Origin of the sequence: Micromonospora sp. NPDC000121, assembly GCF_042899165.1 — a bacterium.
Taxonomy (GTDB): Bacteria; Actinomycetota; Actinomycetes; order Mycobacteriales; family Micromonosporaceae; genus Micromonospora.
Map to the genome: position 1 here is coordinate 33,530 of NZ_JBIAZP010000013.1, position 23,407 is coordinate 56,936.

The window sequence follows — 23,407 nt, forward strand, 5'->3', positions numbered from 1 at the left end:
TCCTTGCCGTCGTGGTCCTTGCCCTTGTCGTGGTCCTTGCCGTCGTGGTCCTTGCCCTTGTCGTGGTCCTTGCCGTCGTGGTCCTTGCCCTTGTCGTGGTCCTTGCCGTCGTGGTCCTTGCCCTTGTCGCGCTCGCCGGACCCCTCCTCCCCGCGCCAGTCGCCGCGGTGCTCGGCCGGCTTGAGCTTGACCTTGCCGGTGACCTTGGACCACACGTAGGCGTGCTCCTGGCGCTCCGAGCAGACCTCGAGCAGCTTGACCGAGTCGCCCGCCTTGACGACGTGGGGCTTGGCGAAGACCTTGCCCTCGGCGTCGTGGTGGCCGTCGGCGAACGCGATCCCCGGCGTGAACACGAGCAGGGAGGCACCGCCGAGGGCAGCGCCAGCAACGACCTTCCCGAGCATCTTGTTTGCCATGACCTGCGTCACTCCATCCCTGTTGTCCTGGGCTCGGTGGCAACCGAGCTACGGACGACGTTAGACCGTTTCACGAGTTATGCAGGGAAAGATTCGTGTTTTGGCCTATATCGGGTATGAGGGCGGTAGGAGTGATAAGCCCGGTTTGGCGGCCTATGGCAGCTTCCCGTGCCGTTCCCGCCCGGCGGTGCCGGGATGATCGCGGCGTGCCGGTCGGGGCCCCTCGGCGGGGATCGTCCCGTCCGGGCGCTCCCGCCGGCCCTGCCCGCCTCGCAGGCCCGCCGCCGCATCGAGACACCGGAATGGAAGCGCTCCCGTAGTGGGGCGACACCTCTCCCGGACGCGAGTCTCCAGGAGCCGCACCACGGGGGTCAGCGACGGGTCGTACGCGACCAGCGGCTGGCCGGGCGGGTTCACCGCCACGTCGACATCAGGACCGTCGGTGACGCTTTCGACGGCTGGGATGCTGGGTTCCGCCTTCCCCGACGGCAACCAGCGGGTGCAGCAGGGCTGGCCGGGCCGGCCGGTCCGCTGGACGCGGTCCGGTCGGGGCGTGAGCGCGCAGACCGAGCCCCGGGACGGGGTCGGTGGACGCCGGGCCACGGTGGAGCATCGGCTTCGACGGCGCCTTGAGTGGCGGCCCAAACGTTACGACCAGTGTGGACCCCCGATGACGGCGGCCGGGTGGACCGGCGGGCCCACAAGGGCTTCGACCGGATGTGCGGACCGACCCGCATCGGCAAACGCCCGCGACGGCAACAACCACAGTGGGGTCTGCCGGAAGCCCGATCCAGGGAACCTGGTTCCCCGCTCAGTTCCACACAGTGGACGCGGAACGCGTACCCGCCGCTCTTCCGACACCGGCGCCCACCGGCCGCTGAGAGTCGGTGAGGCGCCCCGGCGGCGGGCCCCCGGGCCCGACCGCTCGACGGTCGGGCCGGGGCCGCTCGCGTACGGCGGTCAGGGGACCGTCTTCTCGATGGCCGCCCGGCCCAGCTCGGCCAGGTCCCGGCGGGCCCGCTCGATGTTCTCCGGCGTCAGGTCCTGGCCCCGGGCCGCCACCAGGTCCTCCGGCTCCCAGGGCTGCTCCGCGCCGGTGCGGATGTTGTCCGGCGCCGCCCCCGTGCCGGTGCCGGTGGCCCCGGTGCCGGCGGCGTACGGGTCCCCGATCAGCTCTTCGGTGGGCGCGCCGCCCCGCGGCCGGTCACCGGGCTCCGTGAACGACGGATTGTCCCGATCGGCGCCGCCGCCGGTCATCAGCTGGGGGATGCCGGTGTCGTCCTCGACCGCCGCCGCCACCTCGGGGCTCTCTTCCAACGGTCGGTCACGGTCACGATCCGTCATGTCGCTGCCCTCCTGCCGCCAGGTGGTTTCCTGATCCTTTTGGCGTACCCCGACTGGCGGCGCCCATGCCCGGATGCGACCGGGCGGTTCAGCGCGTCTCGTCAGGGGTCTCCGGCGGCTCGGCCGGGAAGACGATGTCGAGGTCGGCACGAGCGCACCGGCGGGCGCCCCGGGCCGGTCCGGCCCGGGGCGCCCGTGGGAACGGTCAGCGTCCGAGCACGCGGTCGAGGAAGTCGCGGTAGTGGCGGACCGCCATCCGCAACTGCTCGGTGTCGGCCGAGCCGGCCTCCTGCCAGCCGCCCAGCTTGTTCTTCTGCGCGGACAGCGCCGAGGCCAGCGCCTGGATGGCCTCGTCGACCAGCGACTGCGCCTCCCCGGCGGCCGCGCGCGGGTCGTCCACGAACCGCAGTTGGACGTCCCGCCAGCGGTCCCGGAAACCCTGCGCCGCCGCGGGGTCGAAGAGCGTGGCCGGCTCGGCGGCGACGGTCGACCCCGCCGGCCGGGACGTCCCGGCGGACTCCAGCGAGCCGGGGGCGGCGCCGCCCGTGCGCCCGGCCGACGCGTACTCGGCGTCGGGGTCGACCATGGCGGGGGTGGCGCTGCCGTACCCGGGCCCGCCGGCTGCGGCGGTCCCCGGGGCGCCCGTCGAGCCGGTCAGGCCGGTCCGGCGCTCGGGGCCGCCGTCGGTGGCGTCCTGTGGCAGCACGGCTGTGCCGCCCCGTGACCCGCCGCGCTCGTCGGGCCGGCCCTCGCCGCGCTCACCGGCACCGCGGAACTCGGCGGTCGGGTCGGCCCGGCGTTCCTCCCGGGCGCCGTCCACGGCCCCGTCGCCCGGCCGCGCGGTCGACTCCGTACGCGGGTCGACCTCGTCCTCGGGACGGGGGCTGGCCAGGGCGGACGCTGCCACCGCGTCGCCGACGGTGGTGGCGCCGAAGGCGGTCGGCAGCGGAGCCGGCTCGTGGAACTCCGGCCGCCCGCCGTCGGCGTCCCGGCCGCCGGAGCGCGCCGCGCCGGCACCCCGGTCGCGGGACCGTCCCGCGTCGGCGTCCCGCTCGCCGGGCCGCTCGTCGTCGGCCGTCCCACGGCGCGGGGCGCGCTCGCCGGCGACCGCCGGATCGTCGAACGTGCCCCGGTCGTCGAGGGCGTCCTCGGGCACCTCGGACCGGCCGGCCCGGTCGCCCGGCGGCGGCACCGGCACCGGCGCGGAGCGGACGGCCTCGGGGTGTTCGTTGCCCACCCGCTGCTCTTCCTGTCGCATCGCGGTCTCCTCAGCGGCTCGTGACGTCGTGCTGGCTGTCCGGACTGCGCTGCTCGGGCGGCCGGTGCCCCACCGGCTCCTCGCCGAGCAGGTCGGCGAAGAGGGCGCGGTAGTGGACCACGGCCTGCCGGAGCTCCTCGGTGCTGGCCTCGCCGCGCGAGTTGCGCAGGTGGATCTCGTGGGCGTCGCGGTAGTGGCCCAGCGTCCGGGCGTGTTCCACCGAGAGGTGGGCGATCTGGTCGGAGAAGTCGCCGGTCGGGTAGCCGCGTTCGGCGATGAGCCGGGTGACCAGTTCGTCCGCGTCGCCCACGGTCTCCGCCGGGGAGTCCACGAAGCGGACCTGGATCTCCTCCCAGGCGGCGGCGTACCGGGCGCGGGACTCGGGGGCGAGGGGGGTGAGGGCGAGTTCGGCGTGGCGGCGCTCCCGCTGGCGCAGCTCCCGCTCGGCGGCGGTACGGCTGTCCTGTTCGGCGACGGCGCGGTCGTACTCGGGGCCGAACCGCGACCGAAGTGCCTGGCGGCGGGCGTACGACCGGGCGGCCACGGCCAGCGCCGCGATCACCAGCACGACGAGAACTATGACGATTACCTGCGTGGGCGACATGGCTCCTCCTTCGGCCAGTGGTATTCCCTCCGCTCCGTGATCGCCAATCCCGTTCCGCGGCACTTTCCTGACGAACCCGACCCGGTGGCCCTCCCCGTGCCGCCATGACGAGTCACACACGGTGATCGCCCATGAAAACTTGACTCATTCCAGAAAAGGCGGTTGGGTGGGTGATGCCGGTCGAGACCGACGTCGAAACGCCTCCGGGGCCGCCGGGCTTCGGGTCCCGTGCCCCACGTGCCACAGCACCACCGGTGACGCCAGCCGTCACACCGATCAGGAGGAGCGCCATGAGCGACCCGCAGGCCAGCAAGCCGATCCTCACCACCCGCCAGGGTCACCCCGTGCACAACAACCAGCAGCAGCGGACGGTCGGTTCGCGTGGCCCGGCGACGCTGGAGAACTACCACTTCCTCGAGAAGATCAGCCACTTCGACCGGGAACGCATCCCGGAGCGGGTGGTGCACGCGCGCGGCTTCGTCGCGCACGGCGAGTTCGAGGCGTACGGGACGATCGGAACCGGTGATCAGGCTGTGCCGGCGTCCACCTTCACGAGAGCCAAGCTGTTCCAGACCAGGGGCAAGAAGACTCCGGTCACGATCCGCTTCTCCACCGTGATCGGCGGCCGGGACTCCTCCGAGGCGGCCCGCGACCCGCGCGGCTTCGCGGTGAAGTTCCGCACCGAGGACGGCAACTGGGACATGGTGGGCAACAACCTCCAGGTCTTCTTCATCCGCGACGCGATCAAGTTCCCCGACGTGATCCACGCGCTGAAGCCGGACCCGGTGACCTTCCGCCAGGAGCCGAACCAGATCTTCGACTTCATGTCGAACACCCCCGAGTCGATGCACATGCTGACCTGGCTCTTCTCCCCGTACGGCATCCCGAAGAACTACCGGACCATGCGCGGCTCCGGGGTGAACACGTACCGCCTGGTCAACGCCGAGGGCGAGGGCGTGCTGGTCAAGTTCCACTGGCTGTCGCAGCAGGGCGAGCACAACCTCACCCAGGCCGAGGCGGACGCCATCCAGGCCACCGACCTGGGCCACGCGTCGAAGGACCTCTACGAGGCGATCGAGCGTGGCGAGTACCCGAAGTGGGAGCTCAACGTCCAGATCATGAGCGACGACGAGCACCCGGAGCTGGACTTCGACCCGCTCGACGACACCAAGATCTGGCCGGCGGAGGACTTCCCCTACCTGCCGGTCGGCATGATGACGCTCAACAGCAACATCACCGACCACCACAACGAGAACGAGCAGATCGCCTTCGGCACCGGCGTGCTGGTCGACGGGATCGACTTCTCCGACGACAAGATGCTGGTCGGCCGCACGTTCTCCTACTCGGACACCCAGCGTTACCGGGTCGGCCCGAACTACCTCCAGTTGCCGGTCAACCGGCCGCGGGAGGACGTGGTCGTCAGCACCAACCAGGGCGGCGGCCAGATGTCGTACGGGGTGGACAACCGGGGCGGCAACCCGCACATCAACTTCGAGCCGTCCTCGGTCGCCGGGCTCCGGGAGGCCGACGAGTCCTACCGGGAGTACCGCCCGTTCGTCTCGGGTCAGGTCATGAAGGCCCCGATCGAGCGGCAGAACAACTACTCCCAGGCGGGCCGCCGCTACCGCGAGATGGCCGGCTGGGAGCGGGACGATCTGATCCTCAACCTGACCACCCTGCTGGCGCGGTGTGACAAGGACATCCAGGAGAAGATGGTCTGGCACTTCAGCCAGTGCGACGAGGACTACGGCCGCCGGGTCGCCGAGGGTCTCGGCATCTCCGCCAGCGCCTGACCCGCACCACCCACCGAACGCCCCGCCGGCCCCGGCGGGGCGTTCGTCCGCTGTGGACATCCGTCCGGTAGGCCTGACGCGACGGACGGTAGTGCGGCGGGCGGGATTTACGTATCCTGCCCAAGGCGTCCGCCGGACGGGCCGGCACCGTGGGCCGCGACCGTCCGACCCGGACGCTGCCCGGCCGGCGCCGGCGCCCCCGCAGCCACACCTTCCGGGCGAGGTCTGATTGAACACCCGCGACTGGCCGATCCGCTCCAAGCTGACCGCGCTGGTCGTCGTCCCGGTGACCGCGCTGCTGGCGCTCTGGATCTTCGCCACGACGCTGACCTTCGGACCGGCCCTCGACCTGCTCGCCGCCCGGACCCTCCTCTACGACCTCGGCCGCCCCGGCGAGACGGTGGTGGCCGAGCTGCAACGGGAGCGTCGGCTCTCGGTCGTGCAACTGGCCGGCGGGGGCGTCGCGCCCGGGCTCGCCGAGCAGCGCCAGCGGACCGACCGCGCGGTCGCCGAGCTGCGCCGCCGGGTCGGCGGGGAGGAGCTGCGCGACGCCGCCGACGACCACCTCGACATCCGGGTCGACCGCCTCGTCAGCGCGCTGGACGCGCTGCCCGCCGGGCGGGGGTTCATCGACCGGCGCGAGGTCGACCGGGCCGGCGCGGTCGGGCTCTACAGCGGGATGATCTCCTCGGCCTTCCAGGCGTTCTCGGCCATGGCGAACCTGCCCGACCGGGACCTGAACCGCCAGGCGCTCGCCGTCACCACGCTCGGCCGCTCCCGGGAGCTGCTCGGCCAGACCGACGCCCTGCTGGCCGGAGCGTTCACCGCCGGCCAGTTCGCCGCGGGCGAGCACACCCAGGTCGTGCAGGCCGTCGCCAACCAGCGGTTTCTCGCCGAGACGGCGGTCGCGGACCTGCCCGACGCGGAGCGCGCCGCGTTCCAGCGGCTGACCGAGGGGGAGGCCTTCGGCCGGCTGCGGGCGATGCAGGACGCCCTGGTCGGCGCCCGGTCGTCGATTCGGCCGGCGGTGGACCCGGCGCAGTGGCGGGCCAGCTACGAGGCCGTGCAGCAGGCGCTGCGCGAGTTCGAGCTGGCCCAGGCCGACGGGCTCGCCGACCGGTCGGTGCCGACGGCCGTCGGCATCCTGGTCCGGCTCGCCGCCGCCGGGGTGCTCGGCCTGGCCGCCGTCGTGGTCTCGGTCCTGGTGGCGCTGCGGGTCGGTCGTTCCCTCGCGCAGCGGCTCACCGGCGTACGCACGGCCGCGCTGGACATGGCCGAACGCCGGCTGCCCGACGTGGTGGCCCGCCTGCGCCGGGGCGAGCAGGTCGACGTCGCCCGGGAGGCGCCCTCGCTGGAGTACGGCGACGACGAGATCGGCCAGGTGGCGCGGGCCTTCACCGAGGTGCAGCGGACGGCGGTCCGCTCGGCCATCGACGAGGTCACCCTGCGCCGGGGGCTCAACGAGGTGTTCCTCAACATCGCCCGCCGCAGCCAGGGGCTGGTGCACCGGCAGCTCGCCCTGCTCGACCGGATGGAGCGGCACACCGAGGACCCGGACGAGCTGGCCGAGCTGTTCCGCGTCGACCACCTCGCCACCCGGCTGCGGCGGCACGCGGAGGACCTGGTCATCCTGGCCGGCGCCGCCCCGGGGCGGGGCTGGCGCAACCCGGTCGCGATGGTCGACCTGATCCGGGGCGCCATCTCCGAGGTGGAGTCGTACGACCGCGTCGACATCGCCACCGTGCAGCCCGGCGGCACGCTGGGGCGGGCCGTCGGCGACGTGATCCACCTGCTCGCCGAGCTGATCGAGAACGCCACGGCGTTCTCCCCGCCGCACACCCGGGTGGAGGTCTCCGGGCAGCACGTGGCGAACGGCTACGCCCTGGAGGTCACCGACCGCGGCCTGGGCATGACCGCCGCCGCACTGGAGGACGCGAACCGGCGGCTGGCCCGGTCCCCCGCCTTCGAGCCCGCCGAGACGGCCCGGCTCGGCCACTTCGTGGTGGCCCGGCTGGCGGCCCGGCACGGGGTCCGGGTGCGGCTGCGCCCGTCCGGCGGCGGCGGGTTGACCGCCGTCGTGCTCATCCCCGCCGACCTGGTCACCGACGAGCCGTCCCTGTTGCCCGCGGGCGTCGCCCCGCCGGAGCGCCCGCCCGGGGCCACGCCGGAGGAGCGGCGGCTGGCCCGGGCGAGCCGGCTGGGCACGCTGCCCCGGCCCCGATCGACCCGAGTCGCCGGATCCGGCGCGGCGCCGTCCTCCACCGCCCCACCCTCCACCGCCCCGCCCTCCGGAGCCACCGCCTCCGCCGCGCCGAACCAGCCCGGTCGCGCGGCGGCCCCGGCCGCGTCCGCCGACGGAGGCCCGGCCTCCGCCGGCCCCGCCCGGGCCGCCGCCGCGCCCGGACACGGGGCCCTCGCCGACGCGGTGTCCGAAGGCCCGGCCCCCGCCGATCGGGGGTTTGGAAGTCCGGCCCTCGCCGACCGCGTGTCCGGAGGCCCCGGCCCCGCCGAGAGCGCCGGCGAGATCGACGGGCTGCCGCGTCGGGTGCGGCGTCGCGGGCCGGCGGCCCGGCAGCGGCGGCCCACGCCGGACGCCCCCGGGGCCCGTCCGGCGGTCGGGCACCCCGCGGCGGCCCGGCACCCGGCCGTCGACGGCCCGACGCCGCGACCGGCGGTGATCGAGAGCCCGACCCCCCGTACCCCGGAGGAGGCGCGGCGCGCGATGTCCGCCCTGCAGGCGGGTACCGCCCGCGGCCGCGCCGCGGCCGGCGGCGCGACGCCGGACGGGGCCGTGGCCCGTGGTGTCCCGGCGTCCGGCGGCGACCCGCCGGGGCAGGCCGTGGACCCGCCCCCGACCCCGTCGACCCCGGCACCGGCCCCGCCGCCGACCTCGGGGCCGGCACCGACCATGACGCCGACCCCGAACCCGGCGCCGAACCCGAACCCGAACCCGCCGCCGACTCCGAACCCGGCGCCGGCCGAGCCGCCGGCGGAGCCGGACTCCCTGACCGCGACTGAGAGGGACGCCTGATGCTGCATCCGACGAGGCAGAGCGCCGATCTCGACTGGTTGCTCGACGACCTGGTGGAACGGGTGCCGCCCGCCCGCCAGGCCGTGGCGCTGTCAGCCGACGGGCTGCTGCTCGGCTCCTCCACCAATCTGGAGCGTGCCGACGCCGAGCACCTGTGCGCGCTGGCGTCCGGCTTCTCCAGCCTCGCCCGGGGCGCGAGCCGGCAGGTGGCCGGCGGGGCGGTCCGGCAGACCGTGGTGGAGATGGAGTCGGCGTACCTCTTCGTCACCGCCGCCGGGCAGGGGGCCTGCCTGGCGGTGGTCAGCGACGCGGACGCGGACATCGGCCTGGTGGCGTACGAGATGGCGATGCTGGTCACCCGGGTGGGGGAGTACCTGAGCGCTCCGACCCGGTCGACGGCGGGGGCCGCCGATGCGGGCTGAGTCCCCCGGGCCGCAGCACGAGTGGCTCGACGACGACGCCGGACCCGTCGTGCGTCCCTACACCCTCACCGGTGGCCGGGTGCGGTCGTCCGTGGACGGATTCGACCTGGTCGCGTACGTGCTGGCCGAGCCGGCCGCCGACCCGGCCGCCCACCCGGAGCTGCACCCCGAGCACCGCCGCCTGGTGTCCCTGGCCACCCGGCCGGTGCCCGTCGCCGAGTTGGCGGCCGAGCTGGACCTCGCGGTGGGCGTGGTCCGCGTCCTGCTCGGCGACCTGCTGGCCCGGGGACTGGTCGCGGTACACCAGCCGACGGCCGCCGCCCACCTGCCCGACAACGACATCCTCAAGGCGGTGGTCAGTGGACTCCGTGCGCTGTGACGAGGCGGGATCCGCTCGCCGGATCCCGCTCGCGCTGAAGATCCTCATCGCCGGGGGCTTCGGCGCCGGCAAGACGACGCTGGTGAGCGCGCTCAGCGAGGTCCGGCCGCTGCAGACCGAGGAGATCCTGACCGGGGCCGGGGTCGACACCGACGACCTGTCGGGCGTCGAGGCGAAGTCGACCACGACGGTGGCGATGGACTTCGGCCGGATCACGATCAACGACGACCTCCAGGTCTACCTGTTCGGCACCCCGGGCCAGGACCGCTTCTGGTTCCTCTGGGACGAGCTGGCCTTCGGGGCGCTCGGTGCGGTGGTGCTCGCCGACACCCGCCGCCTGGCGGACTGCTTCCCGTCGGTCGACTACTTCGAGCAGCGGGGCATCCCGTTCGTGGTGGGGGTGAACTGTTTCGACGCCGCCCGCCGGTTCAGCCTGGAGACCGTACGCCAGGCGCTGGACCTCGACCCCGACGTGCCGCTGGTGCTCTGCGACGCGCGGGACCGGCAGTCCGGCAAGGAGGTGCTGATCGCCCTGGTCGAGCACGTGGCCCGGCAGCGCGGCGAGCCGGTGCCGGCGGCCTGAGCCCGTCGCCGCGGCCGGTCCGCCGACCGGCCGCGATTCGGCGTGGCTTTCGGGGCTAAGGAGCCGGCACAGGGGGAAGCCTCTGGTTGGATCGACGGAGGAACCAGCGGAGGGGTGGGACCGGTGACGGAGCAGGGTGCGATCGTCCACATCGGCGGCTACACGGCACACGGCGGGGGCCGGGGCACCGGCATCGTCGCGGCCCGGCGGGACCCGGCCTCCGGCGAGCTGTCCCCGATCGGCACCGTCGCGGTCACCCCGGCGCCCTCCTTCCTCGCCCGGCACCCGCGGCTGCCGGTGCTGTACGCGGTCAACGAGCTGCCCGACGGGGAGGTCAGCGCCTTCCGGGTCGCCCCCGACGGCGACCTCACCCCGCTCGGTACCCGGTCCACCGGGGGCGCGGAGCCCTGCCATCTGGCGGTCGTCCCGGACGGCGGCCACCTCGTCGTGGCGAACTACGGCGGCGGCAGCGTGGCCGTGTTCCCGCTCGACAGCGACGGGGTGCCCGGCGAGCGCAGCGACCTGGTGGAGCACGAGGGGCACGGGCCGGACCCGGAGCGGCAGGACCGCGCCCACGCCCACATGGTCAATCCCGACCCGGGCCGGGGCGCGCTGCTCGCGGTCGACCTCGGCACCGACTCGATCTACCGCTACGACCTGGACGCCGCCTCCGGTCGGCTGGTGCCCCGGGCGCCCCGGGTGCGGGCGGCCGCCGGCTCCGGCCCCCGGCACCTGGCCCGGCACCCCGACGGCCATCGGTGCTGGGTGGCGGGGGAGCTGGACGCGTCGGTGACCGCGTACGAGCTGACCGCCGAGGGGGCGCTGCACCAGCGGGGCCGGGTCGACGCCAGCGACCGGCCCGGGCACGTCCAGCCGTCGGAGATCGCGGTCGGCCCGGACGGGCGCTTCCTCTACGTGGCCAACCGCGGGGTGGGCACGGTCGCGGTCTTCGCCCTGGCCGGCGAGCTGCCGGAGCTGGTCGCCGAGGTGGACACGGGCGGGGAGTGGCCGCGGCACTTCGCCCGGGCGGGGGAGCACCTCTACGTGGCCGACGAGCGGGCCGACATGGTCCGGGTCTTCCGGGTGGACGCGGCCACCGGTGTGCCGGGCCCGGTCGGGGAGCCGGTGCCGGTACCCAGCCCCACCTGCGTCCTGCCCTGACCAGCCTGGATCAACGCGTCGAGGCAGGGCGGTCACTCATCGTCGACAATTCGGTGATCAACTGTTGCTTCTGCGTAACTTTCGTCCGAACGGTTGTGGCAGCCGTTGCGGCAGGTACGCACTATGGTCAGCGTGTCAGCAGGCCGCCACCGCAGGCGTACCAACGTTCACGCAGCTACCGCCGCTGCTGCCGTCGGCGTGCTCGCCGTGACGGCCGGCGGCTGGTTCGGCTACCAGCAGCTGACGCGACCGGACTGCTCCGGCAGGATCGAGCTCTCCGTCGCCGTCGCCGCCGAACTCGCCCCCGCCGTCAACGCGGCGGCCACGGAGTGGGTCAAGGGCGGGGCCGCGGTCAGCGGGACCTGCGTCACGGTGAACATCTCGGCGTCCGACCCGGTCGACGTGGCCGCGACGGTCGCCGCCAAGCACGGTGTCACGCTGGCCGGCGTCGGGCAGGCCAGTGGCACGGCGGTCAGCCCGGACGTCTGGGTGCCCGACTCCTCCACCTGGCTGCTGCGGCTCAAAGCCGGTGGCGCCACCGCCTTCGACCCCGGCAACGGCGCGTCCATCGCCCGCAGCCCCGTGGTCGTGGCGATGCCGCAGCCGGTCGCGTCGCGGCTGGGCTGGCCCCAGAAGAAGTTCAGCTGGACCCACCTCCTCCAGCAGGTCCAGAGCGACAAGCCGTTGCGCACCGGCATCGTCGAGCCGACCCGGGACGCCGCCGGCCTGTCCGGTCTGCTCTCGCTGACCACCGCCGCCAGCGCCAGCGGCGGCCCGGACGCCGAGCGGGACAAGGTCGCCGCGCTGCGGGCGCTGGCCACCGACCGCTCGGCGCTGCGGCCGGACCTGCTCGCCCGGTTTCCCACCGCCTCGGACGCGACGACGATCGCCAGCAGCCTCGGCGCGGCGGCGCTGTCGGAAGAGGACGTGATCCAGTACAACAGCAGGAAACCGCCGGTGCCGCTGGCGGCGCTCTACCTGGAGCCGGCGCCCGCGCCGCTCGACTACCCGTACGCGGTGCTGCCCGGCATCGAGCCGGCCAAGGCGTCCGCGGCGCGGATGCTCTACGAGGTGCTCACCACCGCCGACTTCCGCGACAAGCTGGCGGCCCAGGCGCTGCGGGCGCCGGACGGCAACTGGGGTGAGGGCTTCGACGTCCCGCAGGGTGCACCCAGCCCGGCCGGCGGCGCGCCGGCGACCGGCGGCACCGCGGCGACCGGCGGCACCGCGGCGACCGGTGGGCTCGACCCGCAGAACGTGGAACGCGCGATCTCCAGCTGGTCGATCGCCACCCAGTCCGGCCGGATGCTCGCCGTCATCGACGTCTCCGGCTCCATGAAGGAGAAGGTTGCCAACGCTGGCAACGCGACCCGGCAGCAGGTCACCGTGGAGGCGGCCCGGCGCGGGCTGAACCTCTTCGACGACTCCTGGTCCATCGGCCTCTGGACGTTCTCCACGGAGTTGGTCGGCGCCCGCGACCACCAGGAGTTGGTCGCCATCGGGCCGCTGTCCCGGCAGCGCGGCAAGCTGGAGCAGGCGCTCGGCTCGATCCGGTCCTCCAGCGGCAGCACCGGCCTCTACGACACGATGCTGGCGGCGTACCAGAAGGTCCAGGACAACTGGGAGCCCGGGCGGGTCAACTCGATCGTGCTCTTCACCGACGGCAAGAACGAGGACGCCGACGGCATCACCCAGCAGCAACTGCTGGCCGAGCTCAACAAGATCAAGGATCCGGAGCGGCCGGTGCAGGTCGTGATCATCGGTATCGGCGGCGACGTCAGCAAGGCCGAGCTGAAGTCGATCACCGACGTGACCGGCGGCGGCGCCTTCGTCACCGAGGACCCGACCATGATCGGCGACATCTTCCTCAAGGCGGTCGCGCTGCGCAAGGCCCCGGCCTGAGTAGCGACGCAGGACGCGCAGACCCCCTTCGTACCGCCGGATTTGGTACCGCGGGCCCTTGCCCGCCGTCGGATCCGTCGGAAAGTGACGGCAATACGTCGCAAGCAATCGGTCGCCGTAGTTGTCGGGGCAGGATGTCGTAGTGCTCCGCGGCCGGCCCGCGACGGGGCCGGTCGACGACCGGGGCCGTCGGCATGCGAAGTGGGGAGGGCCGGTGACCTCGGCGACGCTGTTGACCCCCGCCCGAGCGGCGTCGAGGCCGGACGGCCCGTGGTCGGGGCAGGCGGCCCGCACGGACGAGCGCGCCTACGTCCGTTCCCTGGTGGTGCTGGACACGACCATCCTGACCGTGGCCGTGCTCATCGGGTACGTGGCCCGCTTCGGCGACGACACCCCGGGCGGTTCGAAGATCCCGTACGTCGTGGTGGCCCCCGGGCTGGTCCTCGCCTGGCTGATCTCGCTGCGGGTGCTGCGCTGCTACGACGACCGGGTCCTCGGGTACGGCGCGGACGAGTACCGGCGGGTCAGCGCCGCCAGCTTGCGCCTCGCCGGCGGCATCGCGATCGTCGGCTACATCGCCGACGTTGGCGTCTCCCGGGGCTTCCTGGGCATCTCGTTCGCGGTCGGCGCCGTCGGCCTGGAGGTGGCCCGGTTCGCCGCGCGCAAGCGGCTGCACCGGGCGCGGTCGCGGGGCGCGGGTTGGTCGCGCAAGGTGCTGGTGGTCGGCGACACCGCGCACGTGCTGGAACTGGTGCACACCCTGCGCCGCGAGCCGTACGCGGGCTACCAGGTGGTCGGCGCGTGCATCCCCGACGCGCTGCTCGCCCCGGTCGCCCAGCGGCTGGGCGACGTGCCGGTGGTCGGCTCGTTCCGGGGCATCCCCGAGGCGGCCACCGCCATCGGCGCGGACACGGTCGCGGTGACCGCCTCCGGCGAGCTGACCGCCACCCGGCTGCGACGGCTGGGCTGGCAACTGGAGGGCACCGGTGTCGACCTGGTGGTGGCGCCGGCGCTGACCGACGTCGCCGGCCCGCGCATCCACACCCGGCCGGTCGCCGGCCTGCCGCTGATCCACGTCGAGGCGCCGGAGTTCCGCGGCGCCCGCAAGCTGGTCAAGGGCTTCGTCGACCGGGCGGCCTCCTCACTGGCCCTGACACTGCTGCTGCCGCTGCTGGCCGTCATCGCGCTGGCGGTCAAGCTCGACAGCCGGGGACCGGTGCTGTTCCGCCAGACCCGCGTCGGGCAGGGCGGCCGGGAGTTCGGCGTCTACAAGTTCCGCACCATGGTGGTGAACGCCGATGCCCTGCTGGCGGAGTTGACCTCCCGCAACGAGACCGACGGCCTGATGTTCAAGATGCGCGACGACCCGCGGGTGACCCGGATCGGCCGGCTGCTGCGCAAGTGGTCGCTGGACGAGCTGCCGCAACTGGTCAACGTCCTGTTCGGGCAGATGAGCCTGGTCGGCCCCCGGCCTCCGCTGCCCTCCGAGGTGGCCCGCTACGACGGGGACGTCGCCCGCCGGCTGCTGGTCAAGCCCGGCATGACGGGGCTCTGGCAGGTCAGCGGCCGGTCCGACCTCAGCTGGGAGGACGGCATCCGGCTCGACCTCTACTACGTGGAGAACTGGTCGCTCGCGGCCGACCTGACGATCCTCTGGAAGACCTTCGGCGCCGTGGTCAACAGCCGCGGGGCGTACTGACCGCCCTCGGCGGGTCAGTCTCGCGGACCGGTCCAGTCCAGGCACACCACGACCGCGTCGTCGATCAGGTCACCGGCGACGAACGCGCGCAGGTCGCCGATCAGCGAGCGCACCGCGTCCAGCGGCTCCATCGGCCCGGTCCGGCGCAGGAACCGGTCCAGCGCGGTCTCGCCGTACCGGACGTCCTGCCCCGTGGCGTCGACGACGCCGTCGCTGACCACGAAGAGCCGGTCGCCCCGGCACAGCTCGAACCGCTGCACGCGGTAGTCGGTGGCCTCGAACATGCCGAGCGGGAACTGCGCCTCCAGCGGCAGTTCGTGGACCTCCCCGTCGCGCAGCAGCACGAGGCGGGGCGACCCGGCGTCGACCACGGTCAGCACCCCCGAGCGCAGGTCGAGGTCCATCAGCAGCGCCGCGAGGTGCTGGTCGCCGCGGTGCAGGTCGTAGATCGCCTGGTCGGCGAGGGCCGCCTGGTCGGCGAGGCCGAGCCCGGCCCGGCGGGCGTTGCGCAGGGCGTACGTGGCGAGCGAGGTGAGCATCGCGGCGGCCACCCCCTCGCCCGCGCCGTTGATGGTGGACAGCCAGAGCCGCTCGCCGTCGTCGGACCAGTCGAAGCTGTCGCCGCGCACCGCGTACGCCGGTTCGAGCTGCCCGGCGAGGCTGAACGAGGGCCGGATCCGGCTGCGCCCGGGCAGCATGTCCCACTGCATCTCGGCGGCGAGGGTGAGCCTCCTGCTGCGCCGCGCGGCCCGGTAGACGTCCGTGCCGGGGCTGACCGCGGCGATCTCGTGCGCCAGCGCGGTGGCGGTCTCCGCCAGCTCGTGGAGCGACCCCGGGTCGCCCGGGGCCGGCGCCACCCGCAGCACCCCCCGGCGTTCCCCGCGCATCGACACCGGCAGGTACGCGGTGCCGTCGGCCACGATCGGGGTCTGGTGGTCGAAGCAGCGCCAGGCGGGGTGCCCAGGGCCGGTGACCGGCTCCCCGTCGCCGAGCGGCAGCAGCGCCGCCAGCCGGTAGTCGACCTGGAGGAGCTGCACCCGGGTGATCCCGTAGGCCGCGGCCAGGATGTCGGCGATCCGGTCCAGCAGGAGATCGGCGGGCGCCTCGTTGAGGGCACGCCGTACCCGGTTGACCGGTTCGCTCATCCTTCGCTCCTTGGTCTCGAACCCGCACCAGCGGTTTCGGAGTAGTCTCGGGCCCACCATGGCGGAAGTGCACGGTCCCCAGGGGCCCCAGACGAGTATGGCTGCCGAGCTCGACGCGGTGGCCGATGCCCTGCTGACGGTCTGGGAGGCGGCGCGGGAGCGTACGACCAGCCGCGTCTCCGGTGCCCAGCTGCGCGCGATCATGCTGGTCGAGCAGCACGACGGGATCAACCTCCGCCGCCTGGCCACCGGGCTCGACATGCTGCTCTCCTCCGCCAGCCGGCTCTGTGACCGGTTGGTCGCCGCCGGCATGCTGGAACGCGAGCCCGGCCGCCTCGACCGGCGGGAGATCTCGCTGCATCTCACCCCGGAGGCACACCGGCTCCTCGCCGAGCTGCGCGACGACCGGCGCCAGCAGCTCGCGGCGATCCTCGGCGACATGACCCCGGAGGGGCGGCAGGCCCTGCTGCGGGGCATGCGGGAGTTCGACGAGGCGGCGCGCCGCCGCCACGCGTCCGTCCAGTCCGTCGAGCCGGCCGGCCCCTGGTCCGACGCGAGTGGCCCGGCGGAGCGTCCGGTCGGCCTACCGAAGCAGGACTGGCCCGGGGACGAGCCGACGGTGGCCAGGACGGCCTGACCCGCCGGCGCCCCGCTCCGGTCCGGCCGCGCCGGTGCCCGGCGGGCGGGCGGCTGTCACGCGTCGGGCGCCGCGGCCACCGCGAGCATCGCGATGTCGTCCTGGCCCTGCCCGTCCAGCCACTCGTCGACCAGGTGCAGGAGCCGGTCGACGAGCGCGGCGGGGGGTAGCCCGGCCGCCGAGGCCAGCGCCCCGCGCAGCCGCTGTTCGCCGAACACCTCGTCGGCCCGGGGGCCGCCGCGCGCCTCGGTCACCCCGTTCGTGTACGCGAGCAGCAGCTCGCCGGGGGCGAGCCGGACCTCCGCCTCGGCGAACCGGGCGGCGGCCAGCGCGCCCACCGGCATCCCCCCGACCGGTACCGGGGCGACCGTGCCGTCGGCGCGGACGACCAGCGGGGACGGGTGGCCGCCGCCGGCCACCCGGACCGCCAGCCCGCCGCCCGGCGCGCCGCCCAGCGTGCCGAGCAGCAGGGTGGTGAACTGGCTGCGCCGGGCCGCGTCGGGGGCGTCGGAGAGCGCGCGGTCGAGCAGCCGCATCAGCTCCAGCGGCCGCTGCTCGACCAGCCGGAGGGTCTGCAGGGACTGCCGGACCCGCCCGGTCAGGACGGCGGCGCCGACGCCCTTGCCGCACACGTCGCCGAGGGCGAACATGGCTCCGCCGTCGATCGGGAACACGTCGTAGAAGTCGCCGCCGATGCGCAGCGGTCGCCCGCCGCCCGGTATCCGCCGGCGAGGACGGCGCCCGGTACGGCCGGCAGGTCCGGCGGGAGCAGGCTGTTCTGCAGCACCCGGGCGAGGTGCACCTGCTCGCCGTAGAGTTCGGCGGCGCCGAGGGTGGCGCCGGCCCGGGCGGCGAACTCCCGGGCCAGCTCGACGTCGCGCTGGTCGAAGCCGGGGCGTTCGGCGCGGCGGAGCAGCACCAGGGCGCCGGCCGGGCGTCCAGGGCCGCGCATCGGGCTGACCAGCACCGTGCCGGGCCGGCCGAAGTCGGGCGGCAGCGCGGCGGTCAGCTCGGCGGGCCCCACGTCGGGCCAGGGGCCCGGGTCGCCGGCGTGGCCGCCGAGCGCCTCGGCGAGACCGGGCAGCGCGTCGGCCAGTGTCCATGGGGCCAGCCCGCTCCTCGGCGCCGGATCGCCCTCGGCGTACCGGACCCAGTGCGGCCGGTTCTCGGCGGGCGGGGGCGGCAGGTGGACGACCAGGGCCAGGTCGGCGAGGTAGGGAACGGGAAGCTTCGCCGCGGTCCGCACCGTCTGGCCCGGGTCGAGGGACAGCCCGAGGCGGCTGCCCGTCTGGGCGAGGAACGCCGTCCGGGAGCGCTCGGCGCGCAGCGCCTCGGCGCGCGCGTGCTCCTCGGTGACGTCGCGTACGTACCAGGCATGCCGTCCGGCACCCAGGTCACGCCGTACGCCGCGCAGCCGGCGGCCCCGGTGCTCGGCGTCGAAGGCGTCCTCGCCACCGCCGGCCGCGTGGGCGAACGCCGCCACGGCACACGTCGGCAGCTCCGTGCCGGGCGTGATCTCGGGGAGAAGGCGGCCCGCGAGCGCGTTGACCAGTGTCACCCGTCCCGCCCCGTCGGTCGTCACGACCGCCTCGGTGAGCCCGTCGAGCAGTTCGCGGGTGAGCCTGGAGTCGGCCGGCAGCGCGGTGCCGGGGGAGTGCCGGTTGCGGGATCGGGCGGACTGCCCACCGTCGCCCCTCGGGCCGGGGGCACCGCCGCGGCGGGTGGTGGTCACCGCCGCTCGCCGGGCGCCCCGGTCTGTCGACCTGTGCGCATGCTGGTCGTGCACTCCTCGGGGGTGGGGGTCGTTGCCTCGGGGCAAGCGTACCGAGGCGGCTGCCCGACGCGCATCGGAGGAAGGCGGGCTCAGGGCTGCCGGGTCAGCCAGCCGGCGGGTCGGGCGAGAATCCGGCGGACCACCGAACCGGCCCCGCCGACGGCTGCGGCCGCGCCGCCGAGCGCCGCGGGGCGGACGGTGACCGGCGACCAGGCCGCGGTGAGCACCCGGCGGGAGACCTCGGCGAGCACCGGCGGGCGGAGCCAGGGCGCCAGCGGGGCGTATCCGCCGCCGAGCACCACGGTGTCCAGGTCCAGCAGGTTGACCACGCCGGCCACGGCGACCCCGAGCGCGGTCCCGGCGTCGGCCAGGGCCCGCAGCGCCGCCGGGTCGTCGGCTCCGGCCAGCTCCGCGAGCCGGGTCGTCGCGGTGTCCGCCGGGAGTTCCGCGTTGGACAGGCCGGCCGCCGCGAGGATGGCCTCCTGACCGGCGTACGTCTCCAGGCAGCCCCGCGCCCCGCACCGGCACGGCCGGCCGTCGGGGCGGACCGGGACGTGACCGATCTCGCCGCTCCAGCCGCGGGCGCCCCGGAACAGGGACCCGTCCAGGACGATCCCGGCGCCGATGCCGACCTCGCCGGAGACGTGCAGGAAGCTGGCCGGGCCGGCCGGTCCGGCGTGCAGCTCGCCCAGCGCGGCGAGGTTGGCCTCGTTGTCGACCACCAGTGGTGGCACGCCGTCCACGTGCGCGGTCAGCGGCGGATGACCGGCGAGGAGGGCGGGAACGGGCACGTCGCGCCAGCCCAGGTTCGGGGCGAGGCGGACCAGCCCGGCGTCGTCGACCAGGCCGGGCACCGCGAGGGCCGCGCCGGCCAGGGTGAGCCCCTCGCGGGCCGCCCCGGCGCGGGCGTGGGCGGCCAGGTCGGCGAGTCGGGCGACGGCCTCGGCGGGGGAGACCGGCCGGAGGTCGGCGCGGAGCACCGTGTGGTGGCGGACCCGGCCGGCGAGGTCGACCACACAGGCGGCCAGGTAGTCGACGTTGACCTCCAGGCCCAGCCCGGCCGGGCCGTCGGCGGCGAGCACCAGGCCCCGGGACGGCCGTCCCGCGCCGGTCCGCGGCGTCGGCTCCGCCTCGCTCACCAGTTTGCCGGCGAGCAGGTCCTCCACCACGGCCGAGACGGTGGCCCGGGTCAGGCCGGTCCGGGCGGCCAGCTCGGCCCGGGACGGTGGGCGGTCGGCGGCGGCGATCCGGTCGAGCACCACGGCGAGGTTCCACTCGCGCAGGCTGCCCTGCCGGACCGCCCCGGGCGGGGCGTCGGGTCGGGTCACCCCTTGACGCTGCCACAGGCCGATCAAATAATTCAACCACTGAACAAATAGCGGACGACACCCCCGGAGGTCTGCCATGGCATCGCGTCCCACCCCCGCCGACAAGTTCTCCTTCGGGCTCTGGACGGTGGGCTGGCAGGCCCGCGACCCGTTCGGCGACGCCACCCGGCCCGAGCTGGACCCGGTCGAGGCGGTGCACCGGCTCGCCGGGCTAGGGGCGTACGGGATCACGTTCCACGACGACGACCTGGTGCCCTTCGGCGCGGACGCCGCCACCCGAGACCGGCACGTCGCCCGGTTCCGCAAGGCGCTCGACGAGACCGGCCTGGTGGTGCCCATGGTGACCACCAACCTGTTCACCCACCCCGTGTTCAAGGACGGCGGATTCACCAGCAACGACCGCGACGTCCGGCGCTACGCGCTGCGCAAGGTGCTGCGCAACGTCGACCTCGCCGCCGACCTCGGTGCCCGCACCTTCGTGATGTGGGGCGGCCGGGAGGGCGCCGAGTACGATCTCGCCAAGGACGTGCGGGCCGCCCTGGACCGCTACCGGGAGGCCGTCGACCTGCTCTGCCAGTACGTCGTCGACTCCGGCTACGACCTGCGCTTCGCCCTGGAGCCCAAGCCGAACGAGCCGCGCGGCGACATCCTCCTGCCCACCGTCGGGCACGCCCTCGCCTTCATCTCCACCCTGGCCCACCCCGAGCTGGTCGGGCTCAACCCCGAGGTGGGGCACGAGCAGATGGCCGGCCTGAACTTCGCCCACGGCATCGCCCAGGCGCTCTGGCAGGGCAAGCTGTTCCACATCGACCTCAACGGCCAGCGCGGCGTCAAGTACGACCAGGACCTGGTCTTCGGCCACGGCGACCTGCTCAACGCGTTCGCCCTGGTCGACCTGCTGGAGCACGGCGGCCCCGGCGGCGCGCCCGCCTACGACGGCCCCCGGCACTTCGACTACAAGCCCTCGCGCACCGAGGACACGACCGGCGTCTGGGCGTCGGCGGAGGCGAACATGCGGACGTACCTCCTGCTCAAGGAGCGGGCGGCGGCCTTCCGGGCGGACCCGGAGGTGGCCGAGGCGCTGGCGGCCAGCCGGGTCGCCGACCTCGGCACGCCGACCCTGGCGCCCGGGGAGGGCCACGCCGAGCTGCTCGCCGACCGTTCCGCGTTCGAGGAGTTCGACGTCGACGGGGCCGCCGCGAAGGGCTTCGGCTTCGTCCGGCTCAACCAGCTCGCCGTCGAGCACCTGCTCGGCGCGCGCTGAGGGCGCCGGAGATGCCGCTCGTCGCCGGGGTCGACTCCTCGACCCAGTCCTGCAAGGTCGTCGTCCGCGACGCGGAGACCGGCGCCCCGCTCCGGCAGGGCCGGGCGCCGCACCCGGACGGCACCGAGGTCGACCCGTCGGCGTGGTGGTCGGCGCTGGCGGCGGCGGTCGACGCCGCCGGCGGGCTGGCCGACGTCGCGGCGGTCTCCGTCGCCGGCCAGCAGCACGGCATGGTCTGCCTCGACGAGGCGGGCACCGTCGTCCGGCCCGCGCTGCTGTGGAACGACACCCGCTCCGCCGGGGCCGCCGCCGAGCTGGTCGAGGAGGCCGGCGGCGGGGCGGCCGGCCGCCGGTTCTGGGCGGACGCGGTCGGCAGCGTGCCGGTCGCCAGCTTCACCGCCACCAAGCTGCGCTGGCTGGCCCGGCACGAGCCGGCGCACGCGGCCCGGGTGGCGGCCGTCTGCCTGCCGCACGACTGGCTGACCTGGCGGCTGGCCGGCGCGCCCGGCCTGGCGGCGCTGCGCACCGACCGGGGCGACGCCAGCGGCACCGGCTACTGGTCCCCGGCCACCGGCGACTACCGGCTCGACCTGCTGGAGCGCGTCTTCGGCCGGCGCCCGCACGTGCCGGCCGTGCTCGGCCCGGCGGAACCGGCCGGCGCGCTGCGCCCCGACGCCTTCCGCGCCGGCGGCGGCGCATCCGGCCGGGCCGCCGGCGGCCTGCTGCCCGACGGCGCCGTGCTCGGCCCCGGCACCGGGGACAACGCCGCCGCCGCGCTCGGGGTCGGCGCGGGCCCGGGCGACGTGGTGCTCTCCATCGGCACCTCCGGCACCGTGTTCAGCGTCGCCGACACCCCCGCCGCCGACCCGACCGGCACGGTCGCCGGGTTCGCCGACGCCACCGGCCGATTCCTGCCGCTGGTCTGCACGCTCAACGCCGCCCGCGTGCTCGACGCCGTCGCGGCCATGCTCCGGGTCGACCTGGACGAGCTGGCCGCGCTGGCGCTCGCCGCCCCCGCCGGCGCGGACGGCCTGGTCATGGTGCCCTACCTGGAGGGTGAGCGGACCCCCGACCGGCCGCTGGCCACCGGCGCGGTGCACGGGTTGACCCTGCGCACCTCGACCCCGGCCCACCTGGCCCGGGCCGCCGTCGAGGGACTGCTCTGCGCCCTCGCCGACGGCCTCGACGCGCTCACCGCCCAGGGCGCCACGGTGCGTCGGGTGATCCTCGTCGGCGGGGGAGCCCGCTCGGTGGCGGTACGCCGGATCGCGCCCGAGGTCCTCGGGGTGCCGGTGGTCGTCCCGCCACCCGGGGAGTACGTCGCCGACGGCGCCGCCCGCCAGGCCGCCTGGGTCGCCCTGGGCGGCGCGGCGCCCCCCACCTGGCCGGTCCGGGGCACCGAGGAGTACGCCGCCGCGCCCGTCCCCGCCGTCCGCGAGCGGTACGCCGCCGCCCGCGACCGCTTCCTCGACCGGCTCGACCGCGCCCCGGCCGGCGAGGAGTAAACGACTGTACGGGCGGGCCCCGCCTCGCGATCATCGACGGATGCGAACCACCCCCCAAGCGGACGAGGCGCCGGTGACCGTCGGGGCCGGCATCCCCTCGATGCTCCAGTACGACGACGCGGACACCCCCTGCGACGTCATCGACGCGCTGGTCCTGGCGGACTTCGTCACCGGCCGGCACCCGTGGTCGCACACGGTCCGGCTCTCCCGGGTGCGCCCCGACGCGCCCCTGACCGCCCCCGACGGGCGGCTGCTGCGTACGGCGGTGGAGAACCGGCAGCGGTCCCGCCTGCTGTCCGGCGACGGCTGGACGGCTCGGGTGGTCACCTGGAAGGGGCGGGGCGCCGAGGTGACCGTCACGGCGGTGACCGAGGAGGTCGGCCGGGCGGCCCTCGACCGGATCGTCGACGGCGCCGCCGAACCGGAGGACCCGGGCGCCGGCCGGATCGGCTTTTGGCACCAGAACCCCCGCCGCGGCAGCCAGCGGGACGTGCGGTCGATCGCCGCGCCGGAGTGGGCGCAGATCTGGCCGAACTACGCCGCCGAGGCGCGCGCCGCGCTCGACGCGCTGATGGCGACCACCCCGGAGCAGCTCGCGGGCCGGTTGGTGCTCCTGCACGGGGCGCCCGGGACGGGGAAGACCACCGCGCTGCGCGCCCTCGCCCGGGAGTGGCGCGAGTGGTGCCAGGTCGACGCCGTGCTCGACCCGGACGTGCTCTTCGCCGACCCGGCGTACCTGTCGGAGGTGGCGGTCGGGGACGAGGACGGCGAGCCGGGCACGGGCCGCCGGTGGCGGCTGCTCATCCTGGAGGACTGCGACGAGCTGATCCGGGGCGAGGCGAAGCAGGCCGCCGGCCAGGCGCTGTCCCGGCTGCTCAACCTGACCGACGGGCTGCTCGGGCAGGGGCGCGACGTGCTCGTCGCCATCACCACGAACGAGGACCTGTCCCGGCTGCACCCCGCCGTGGTCCGCCCGGGGCGCTGCCTGGCCCGGATCGAGGTGGGCCCGCTGTCGTACGAGGAGGCGACGGGTTGGCTGGGCACGTCGGCGGGGGTGCCGCCCCAGGGGGCCACCCTCGCCGAGCTGTACGCGCTGCGAGCGGGCACGCCGGCCACCCCCGCGGCCCCGCCCGCGATCGGCGGCTACCTCTGAGCCGACCGA

At 75.1% G+C, this 23,407-nt stretch carries 19 protein-coding genes and 1 pseudogene; 12 read left to right on the plus strand and 8 right to left on the minus strand.

The window, feature by feature from the left end:
* From ACFY23_RS28105 to ACFY23_RS28120, 4 genes and pseudogenes are all read right to left on the minus strand, one after another.
* Positions 1-416, minus strand: a pseudogene (locus ACFY23_RS28105) (hypothetical protein); the annotation flags it as partial.
* 960 nt (positions 417-1,376) lie between these two features.
* Positions 1,377-1,760, minus strand: a complete 384-nt coding sequence (locus ACFY23_RS28110; RefSeq protein WP_350678210.1) for a hypothetical protein — start codon at positions 1,758-1,760, stop codon at positions 1,377-1,379.
* Between the two features lie 205 nt (positions 1,761-1,965).
* On the minus strand, positions 1,966-3,018 hold the full coding sequence (locus ACFY23_RS28115) for a hypothetical protein (RefSeq protein ID WP_387039033.1): 1,053 nt from the start codon (positions 3,016-3,018) through the stop codon (positions 1,966-1,968).
* A gap of 10 nt (positions 3,019-3,028) precedes the next feature.
* Positions 3,029-3,622: a hypothetical protein gene (locus ACFY23_RS28120; RefSeq protein WP_350678212.1), complete on the minus strand. Its 594-nt coding sequence runs from the start codon at positions 3,620-3,622 to the stop codon at positions 3,029-3,031.
* Positions 3,623-3,912: 290 nt separating this feature from the next.
* Here ACFY23_RS28120 and ACFY23_RS28125 point away from each other — a divergent pair, with 290 nt between their 5' ends.
* From ACFY23_RS28125 to ACFY23_RS28160, 8 genes are all read left to right on the plus strand, one after another.
* On the plus strand, positions 3,913-5,415 hold the full coding sequence (locus ACFY23_RS28125; protein WP_350678214.1) for a catalase: 1,503 nt from the start codon (positions 3,913-3,915) through the stop codon (positions 5,413-5,415).
* A 229-nt stretch (positions 5,416-5,644) separates the two neighbouring features.
* Positions 5,645-8,446: a nitrate- and nitrite sensing domain-containing protein gene (locus ACFY23_RS28130; protein WP_387039036.1), complete on the plus strand. Its 2,802-nt coding sequence runs from the start codon at positions 5,645-5,647 to the stop codon at positions 8,444-8,446.
* Positions 8,443-8,868, plus strand: coding sequence for a roadblock/LC7 domain-containing protein (locus tag ACFY23_RS28135; RefSeq protein WP_350678303.1), 426 nt, complete (start codon positions 8,443-8,445; stop codon positions 8,866-8,868). Before ACFY23_RS28130 ends, ACFY23_RS28135 begins: the two co-directional genes overlap by 4 nt.
* Entirely contained in the window at positions 8,858-9,247 is a 390-nt protein-coding gene (locus tag ACFY23_RS28140) for a DUF742 domain-containing protein (protein WP_350678217.1), read from the plus strand. The genes ACFY23_RS28135 and ACFY23_RS28140 overlap by 11 nt, the downstream gene beginning before the upstream one ends.
* Complete coding sequence (locus tag ACFY23_RS28145; protein WP_350678219.1) at positions 9,228-9,830, plus strand: ATP/GTP-binding protein; 603 nt, start codon at positions 9,228-9,230, stop codon at positions 9,828-9,830. The genes ACFY23_RS28140 and ACFY23_RS28145 overlap by 20 nt, the downstream gene beginning before the upstream one ends.
* 123 nt (positions 9,831-9,953) lie before the next feature.
* Entirely contained in the window at positions 9,954-10,991 is a 1,038-nt protein-coding gene (locus ACFY23_RS28150; RefSeq protein ID WP_350678222.1) for a lactonase family protein, read from the plus strand.
* A 132-nt stretch (positions 10,992-11,123) separates the two neighbouring features.
* Positions 11,124-12,893 carry a substrate-binding domain-containing protein gene (locus ACFY23_RS28155; protein WP_350678224.1) on the plus strand — a complete coding sequence of 590 codons (1,770 nt, stop codon included), beginning with the start codon at positions 11,124-11,126 and terminating at the stop codon, positions 12,891-12,893.
* Between the two features lie 214 nt (positions 12,894-13,107).
* Positions 13,108-14,592, plus strand: coding sequence for a sugar transferase (locus tag ACFY23_RS28160; RefSeq protein WP_350678227.1), 1,485 nt, complete (start codon positions 13,108-13,110; stop codon positions 14,590-14,592).
* 14 nt (positions 14,593-14,606) lie between these two features.
* Here the strand turns inward: ACFY23_RS28160 and ACFY23_RS28165 are convergent, their stop codons facing one another.
* Positions 14,607-15,737 carry a PP2C family protein-serine/threonine phosphatase gene (locus ACFY23_RS28165; RefSeq protein WP_350678229.1) on the minus strand — a complete coding sequence of 377 codons (1,131 nt, stop codon included), beginning with the start codon at positions 15,735-15,737 and terminating at the stop codon, positions 14,607-14,609.
* 97 nt (positions 15,738-15,834) lie between these two features.
* Here ACFY23_RS28165 and ACFY23_RS28170 point away from each other — a divergent pair, with 97 nt between their 5' ends.
* Positions 15,835-16,374 carry a MarR family transcriptional regulator gene (locus tag ACFY23_RS28170; RefSeq protein WP_350678231.1) on the plus strand — a complete coding sequence of 180 codons (540 nt, stop codon included), beginning with the start codon at positions 15,835-15,837 and terminating at the stop codon, positions 16,372-16,374.
* 56 nt (positions 16,375-16,430) lie between these two features.
* Here ACFY23_RS28170 and ACFY23_RS28175 read toward each other — a convergent pair whose 3' ends face one another.
* From ACFY23_RS28175 to ACFY23_RS28185, 3 genes are all read right to left on the minus strand, one after another.
* Entirely contained in the window at positions 16,431-17,024 is a 594-nt protein-coding gene (locus ACFY23_RS28175; RefSeq protein ID WP_350678233.1) for a PP2C family protein-serine/threonine phosphatase, read from the minus strand.
* Complete coding sequence (locus ACFY23_RS28180; protein ID WP_350678235.1) at positions 16,973-18,106, minus strand: GAF domain-containing protein; 1,134 nt, start codon at positions 18,104-18,106, stop codon at positions 16,973-16,975. Before ACFY23_RS28180 ends, ACFY23_RS28175 begins: the two co-directional genes overlap by 52 nt.
* A 131-nt stretch (positions 18,107-18,237) precedes the next feature.
* Complete coding sequence (locus ACFY23_RS28185) at positions 18,238-19,554, minus strand: ROK family protein (RefSeq protein WP_387039044.1); 1,317 nt, start codon at positions 19,552-19,554, stop codon at positions 18,238-18,240.
* Here ACFY23_RS28185 and xylA point away from each other — a divergent pair.
* From xylA to ACFY23_RS28200, 3 genes are read left to right on the plus strand one after another with little or no spacing between them, the layout of a single operon-like run.
* Positions 19,553-20,740, plus strand: a complete 1,188-nt coding sequence (gene xylA, locus ACFY23_RS28190; protein ID WP_350678239.1) for a xylose isomerase — start codon at positions 19,553-19,555, stop codon at positions 20,738-20,740. The genes ACFY23_RS28185 and xylA overlap by 2 nt on opposite strands.
* Before the next feature lie 11 nt (positions 20,741-20,751).
* Positions 20,752-22,245, plus strand: coding sequence for a xylulokinase (xylB, locus tag ACFY23_RS28195; RefSeq protein WP_350678241.1), 1,494 nt, complete (start codon positions 20,752-20,754; stop codon positions 22,243-22,245).
* 40 nt (positions 22,246-22,285) lie between these two features.
* The gene (locus ACFY23_RS28200) at positions 22,286-23,398 is read left to right on the plus strand and encodes a DUF5925 domain-containing protein (protein ID WP_350678243.1); all 1,113 of its coding nucleotides are present in this window, start codon (positions 22,286-22,288) and stop codon (positions 23,396-23,398) included.
* The last annotated feature ends 9 nt before the right edge of the window (positions 23,399-23,407 follow it).